Annotated in this window: 6 protein-coding genes and 1 pseudogene; 1 reads left to right on the top strand and 6 read right to left on the bottom strand. The window is 37.5% G+C overall.

Annotated elements, in window-relative coordinates:
• Positions 1-1079: pseudogene (locus tag F8N00_RS15325) on the bottom strand (hypothetical protein); the annotation flags it as partial.
• Positions 1080-1166: 87 nt separating this feature from the next.
• Complete coding sequence (locus F8N00_RS15320; protein ID WP_214749188.1) at positions 1167-1940, bottom strand: hypothetical protein; 774 nt, start codon at positions 1938-1940, stop codon at positions 1167-1169.
• 450 nt (positions 1941-2390) lie between these two features.
• Here F8N00_RS15320 and F8N00_RS15315 point away from each other — a divergent pair, with 450 nt between their 5' ends.
• Positions 2391-3146 carry a hypothetical protein gene (locus F8N00_RS15315; protein ID WP_214749191.1) on the top strand — a complete coding sequence of 252 codons (756 nt, stop codon included), beginning with the start codon at positions 2391-2393 and terminating at the stop codon, positions 3144-3146.
• A 64-nt stretch (positions 3147-3210) separates the two neighbouring features.
• Here the strand turns inward: F8N00_RS15315 and F8N00_RS15310 are convergent, their stop codons facing one another.
• The 4 genes from F8N00_RS15310 to F8N00_RS15295 are packed head-to-tail and all read right to left on the bottom strand — an operon-like array spanning position 3211 to position 6245.
• Positions 3211-4014, bottom strand: coding sequence for a hypothetical protein (locus F8N00_RS15310; RefSeq protein ID WP_214749193.1), 804 nt, complete (start codon positions 4012-4014; stop codon positions 3211-3213).
• Positions 4011-4790, bottom strand: a complete 780-nt coding sequence (locus F8N00_RS15305) for a ParA family protein (protein WP_214749195.1) — start codon at positions 4788-4790, stop codon at positions 4011-4013. Before F8N00_RS15305 ends, F8N00_RS15310 begins: the two co-directional genes overlap by 4 nt.
• Positions 4787-5473, bottom strand: a complete 687-nt coding sequence (locus F8N00_RS15300; protein ID WP_214749198.1) for a DUF3102 domain-containing protein — start codon at positions 5471-5473, stop codon at positions 4787-4789. Before F8N00_RS15300 ends, F8N00_RS15305 begins: the two co-directional genes overlap by 4 nt.
• Complete coding sequence (locus F8N00_RS15295) at positions 5457-6245, bottom strand: ParA family protein (RefSeq protein ID WP_421018512.1); 789 nt, start codon at positions 6243-6245, stop codon at positions 5457-5459. The genes F8N00_RS15300 and F8N00_RS15295 overlap by 17 nt, the downstream gene beginning before the upstream one ends.
• Between the last annotated feature and the right edge of the window lie 136 nt (positions 6246-6381).

Genomic DNA, 6381 nt, shown 5'->3' with positions numbered 1-6381 from the left:
TGGGCTCGGAGATGTGTATAAGAGACAGCATCTAAGCTATACTCGAATTCGTCTTGAAACTCCATTGGTATTAGATGGTGTGCTTCGACATAATTTTTATTTGTCACTTTAGAAATAAAGTTCTGGTGTAATGCATCATATTCACAAGTATAGTCGGAAGCAGTTAAAGCCTTTTTGACAATAGATTTACTTCTGACCCACTTTTGATTTGATTTCATATTATTTATTCTGATCCGTTGAACTGGAATATCTTCATCTTCAGGATCACGATGTGGCAGTTCAATACGTTCCATTGCCTCTTGATCCTCTAATTTGCTTAGGGATGTAAATGTGATTTCTTTGGATAAAAGTAAGCACATCATATTGTAAAAATACAAAGTGTTAATTATTCTTTTAGCATTACTAAATTTGTTTAGATGAATGCCAGATTGTTGAACCTCCTGAAGGTTAATAGGAATAAATGTAGCTATTGAAGAAGGAAAAAACCTATAGCTACCCGTATAACCGTTTTGGGTTGGAGAAGAATATTTAATTACTTCTTCTAAAACGGCAGAAGCAATTAAGTGAGAGTTCCACTGAAATAATACAAGAGATCCCCGTTCTATATTCATTCCAGTTTTAAATTGATACAGTTCAGAAGGGAGTGTATGTTGAAACCATATTTGAACTTCTGCAGTAGTTTTATCTCTAAATGTTAAGTCTTTATTAGACATTGGTAATATTCGAATGCTATCGCCTTTTGAATACGGGAAAAGATTTATTAAATAATATGGATTAATTCTTACTTTTTCTGTTCCATAAACGGTTTTCCAACTTGAGTTATTTCTATTAGCATCGATAGCTAAACGTGTAAATTCGGAATGTAGGTTTTTATTCTTTAAAATAAAGTAATCCCGACTTTTTTGTCTACTAAACAAGCTAGTCATTGCATAGTTGAAAGAAGCGGTCTTATAACTCCCTCTAGTTAAATCATAAAGTTTTTCTCCAATTTCTGAAACTAGGTATTCATTTTTCCATAATCGATTGTCTTCTTTAATACTACTCAAAAACAATTGAAACAGTGTGTCTACATTCGACAATTCTTATTCACCTCAACTTACCGTGTATTTTAATACACTTATAATACTCATATAGATTAAAATAAATTGATAACTTAGACATCTACCTTAGTTTGAATAACCAATGACATGTCTCGATACAGCTTCAATCGTTTCAGAGTCAATTGTATTGATAGCTAAAGTGTACATTGTATTTAGTCGAGGATTGAATACTCCTAATTCGGATAACCCAACAAAATGGTCTTTAAGTTTTGATCGACATCCCATTAAATAATAGATCAGCAGTTGCAATGTATGTTCGATAGTAGGACTATTTTTTGAAACTTTCATTTCCCATAGAGCATGCGGAGTTAAATAATCCGCATCTCCCTTAGTGATAATATCTGTATACCCACCTTCAAAAATAATTTTTTCTTGATTGACCGGCCCATATTCTTCAAAAAAATGTAGACTTCTCATTACCATTGTTTTGATATTCTGAATCGTTTCATCGTCTGGATTAATCGTTTGGACAGGTTTATACGTATTTTTCGCAGCACGTGCTAAGCTCTCATATCCGCATAATCTACACGCATTAAAAATCGATTCTTCATCTAACCCGTGTATCTCCGATCGTAGTTCTGATGCATACTCAAGATCTTTTACGACCAATGCCCCATTCATAGGAGAAACAAAGGCCTTATCATCACCTTGGCAAAAGCGCGTCAAATAATCTACGACAATGCCAATAAGCGTTGGATGGATGTTCTCATTTAAAGATAGTTCAATTCCATCTTCAAAACATCGTTTATTAAATATTTTTGGAGGAATATAACCACCTCTTGGTTGCTTAACAGAGTCACTTTTTTTAATTGCTTGAATGCGTTGTGTGACGGATACCATACATATCACCTCAATTTAAATATAGAGACAACTTATTATTATTTATCGAGTTCATCTCTTAATCATTAGTATATCGATTATTGTGCTATTTGTATGGATAATCCTTCCACCTTATCATTTTTTGATATAGGCTGTATTTTTGTTAATACTCAGAACGCGATGATGGTGAATCATAAGCTATTTAGCAGATTAAAAGAAACCACTTTTAAGCTATAGATGCTCCATATTTAAAATAAATTGATTTGTATACTTTCGATGTCGAAATACCGTTGAACGTAATATCTGTTACTTATATAAATTTATGTAAGATGACTAAAAATAATTTCACTGCAGTTTTCATTTTTATAATGAATTTCAACTCGCTCTTATGATAATTTCTTTTTAGTGAATTGAGTCAAATAAGCTCATGATATACTATCTATAAATATTTAAGTTGAAAGAGGGATATATATGTCATCCAATGAAATGAAAAATAAATCGTTTCGTCTTTCTGAAGAAGTTACTGAAAAAATTGGTGAATTATTAAAAGGACGTCAAATTACAACCAATCAGTTATTTGAAGAGTTTATTGTACTTGCTGAACAAAGAGAGATTGATCCGAAACTCAGTGAAGAGGATGCTGTATTAGAATCATCGCTCAAGCAGATTACGCTTCTCTTTCAAGAACGTGCAGCACGTCTTGAAGCGTTCCAATACGAAAATCAACGCATTCAATCTCGGCACTTAGATACAGTTACTAAGTTAGAGTCAGAAGTGCTCCAAGCAAAAGAAAACATAGAAGCAGAATACGAAGAAAAAGTCTCTAATCATCAGCAAGAACTTCAAGACATGAAAGCAAAACTGGAACAGACAGAAAATGAGTTAGTTCAGATAAGACAACAACAAGAAAAATTAGAAGTATCTAAAAAGGAAGAAATTACTTCATTAAAACGAGAAGTATTTCATTTGGAAGGAAATATTACTAAACTTGAGGAAGAACGCGATCACTTGTATCGCCAAAACAAAGCTTTAACTGATCGAATCGATGAATTGAAAGCACGTACCGAGCGTTCCGAGCAGTTAGAAGAAGAAAATCGAAAACTATCGCTAGCGTTGACCATTGCGCAGCGGGATCAAGAATCGTTTGAACGTCGACTTCACGAACAAGTTGAGCTAGCTGTTTTACGAGAGCGTACACAATCATCTCTCGATAGTAAAAATGAGTAATCGATTAAGCTGAAATTATCAAAAGACCGTTCTACTAAGACGTAGGACGGTCTTTGTCATTTAATTACGTGCGTAAGTATTGCTCCAACGCTGCTCGTATGATTTGATCAGGTTTCATTCCTTGATCTTGCGCTCGCTTTTTCAGCGTTTGGTACAATGGATCATTTTTGTCAGAAAAATCTACATGCACACGTGCTGGTTTTGGCTGTAAAGGAGCTGCATCAATAACATTTTGTTCTTTCCGCTCATTTAACATTTTTTTTACTTCACGCAATTGCTCACGTGTCATTTCGTAGACCGTGAACTCTCCATCTTTTATCTTATACTTTCGCTCTTCGAGCAACGCGATTTTTGGATCTTCTGGCCATGTTAATAGTTCAGCTAATTTAGAAGCACTGAAGTCATGTTGAATCGCCTTGTCTAAGATCGTTGGTCCAAACACATTCCAAAATGAAATAAAACGACTGACTTGAGGTTGAGACATTCCAATATGATTTAAAAAATCTTTCCAACTTCCTTGCTCCTGTTGAAACGCCTTTTTAGTTTCACCATCACGGAATACTTCATTTGCATGGGCTAGAATACGACACTTCTCAACAAAACTTGTTGCTTGGATTGTATCAATATGATTGTAGTACTGAATAATACCTTCCATGTCTTCCGGAAGACGTTTTGATAGCACACGTGATAAACCGACAGCTGGAAGCGACTGATACGGATTTGACATAGCAGGCGCAGCAAACTTCTTCACCGCTTCGACTTGCTCTTCTCGTAACGCTTCTGTGCTCTCTTCTTGAACAAGTTTTTCAGCTACTGTGCTCTGAAAGCTTTTGAACGTTGCTTGTCCTTTTTTACGTCGACTGCTCATAGGGCAAGTACCTCCTCTGCTAACTGTAAGTAAGCATCAGTTGCTGGACTCTTATGGTCAAGAACAGGACGTGCTTCTCGTTGTAAGGATTGGATTTTTACGATGTATGGGATTGTCGTTAGTACAGGAATTCCAACTTCTTCCCCTAACTCCTTTAACTCGTCCACAGTCGTCATATCTCCTTTAGAGCGCGCATTCACCATTGTTGGAATAAACGCTGAGATATGAATATCTTCCTTGTATCCGTGTCTCATTTCTTCTAACTCTTCCGGAGCTGTATAGACAGCATCCATCGAGAATTTCTGCATCTGTACCGGCATGACGATCCGATCTTGCGCAACGAGAGCACAACGCGCATATGGATTTAAAGCTGACGTCGATCCTGGGCAATCAATCAAACAAATATCAAACAAGTCTTCGATTCGCGTTAGTTCTTCAATCAAGCGGTATTCATATCCCATCTGACTCGTCAGTCCGGTAGGAGAGGCAGAGCGACGCGTTGGTACTAGGTGAATTGTCCCTAGTTCATAATCACAGGTAACAATCACTTGTTCAATCGGCGCGTACAAGGGATCGTATTCTTCAATCAGACAATCAAGGAGCACTTTTCCATCGTAATCATCCGTTAAGCCTAGTCCATTCGTCGTCGATGCTTGGTCATCTGCATCAATGACGAGGACGCGCAATCCTTGGCGTGCATACGCGTGGGCTAGATTAATCGTGGTTGTCGATTTTCCGACGCCACCCTTTCGATTATATAAGGCAATTTTTTTCACTGTTCCTTCTCTCCTTCCACGATCTCACTTTGATCTTTAATAATGTCCCGCTGAATTGTCTCTTCAATCATCTTTGAAATGTATTCACTAATGCTGAGCCCTTTAGCACGAGCAAGCACATGAATCTGTTCTGATGTTTCTGTCGGAACTCGTGTAGAAAGGACAGTCGATGTCACTTCCGGTTGTTGAAACGATTTGACTTTTACTTTAGGTGTCGTTGATCGAGCAGCACGGATTTCTCGGACGGTTGCTTGTTCGAGCGACTTTCTTCCCTCTTCTATCGGAAGTCCATTTAATACAATGTCTTCTGGATCATCGACATACATCAATTCAAATACTTTGGATGCCGGTAACGTTTGAAGTTGTTCTTCAAATGGTTCTAGTGTGTCAAATGCTTTGACGTAACGGGAAGCGAGTGAAGTTGACATGTTGACCACTTCTAAAAACGTACGCCATTCTTGTTGATCGTGCATCTCGGATTTAGCAATCGACAAACGCTTACCAATCTCGAAAACGGAGATCGTTTGAATCTTCGCTAACTCTTTAATTTCGACAGCAAGGTTCTCCAAATCACGAGAAACGGGTAATTTCTGCACGACGGAACTCAAATCGGTCAATCCACTCCGATAAGGATGTTGATCCTGCGGTCTGACTTTATGAATTTGTTTATTCCGTGCTTTCATGTTTCGGTCCTCCTGTCATCAAGAGTGCTAGCTCACGAAACGGTTGTGCCAGTTCGATGCCTTCTTTCGACTTGTACTGTAAAACACTCTTTCCGCTATCTGCTGCCTTCTCAATAAAAGCAGCACGTCGTATAGATGGGAGCACATGTAATTGTTCAGCTGTTGCTAATTGCTCCATCGCTTCTGCATATTCGCGATCCCCTTTTAAACCAAGATCGAGTGCTACTGGCATAATGCCTGTTAGCTCAAGTGAAGCGTTATAATACTTCTTCACTTGTCGAATCGTTCGAACTGTACTTCCTAACTGATCAAATACGAGCTTTTTCGGCATAAATGGAATGACCACATGGTCTGCGCACGACAAGACGACTTTTGAGAGTTCGTTGATCGAAGGGACTGAATCCAGAATGATCCAATCAAACTCATCGGCAAGAGGTGCTAATAAGTCCTTTAATAGAAAAATCTTATCTTGTTCAGATATTAAATTGATTAAGCGTGCATTTCGTTCATTGGAGGGAAGAAGACTGATATTATGTTTTTCATCATCAAATAAGATCTCTTCTATTGCTAATCCTTTAGATTGGACGTCGTACAGTGTCATGTATTGAATCGTATCCGACACTTTCAGCATCAACTTACTTAACGATCCTTGGGGATCTAAGTCGACGAGAAGAGTTCGATATCCGAGCTCTCCAAGGGCATGACCCATATTTAGCGAACAAGTTGTCTTTCCGGATCCTCCTTTTGATATGTAAAACGTCATAATATTCATCATCTCTCCCCTTTCTTTATTCATCATGGCATACGGTTGTTTGGTTTTCAATAATTTTTATCAATCAAAAGACATTAAAAAAAGAAATGATATGTATACAAAGAAAATAACTTGTAAACATTTCGACGTCGAAATG

Source organism: Exiguobacterium sp. A1_3_1, assembly GCF_048985645.1.
GTDB lineage: Bacteria > Bacillota > Bacilli > Exiguobacteriales > Exiguobacteriaceae > Exiguobacterium_A > Exiguobacterium_A indicum.
This window is presented reverse-complemented; position numbering and strand designations above follow the sequence as displayed.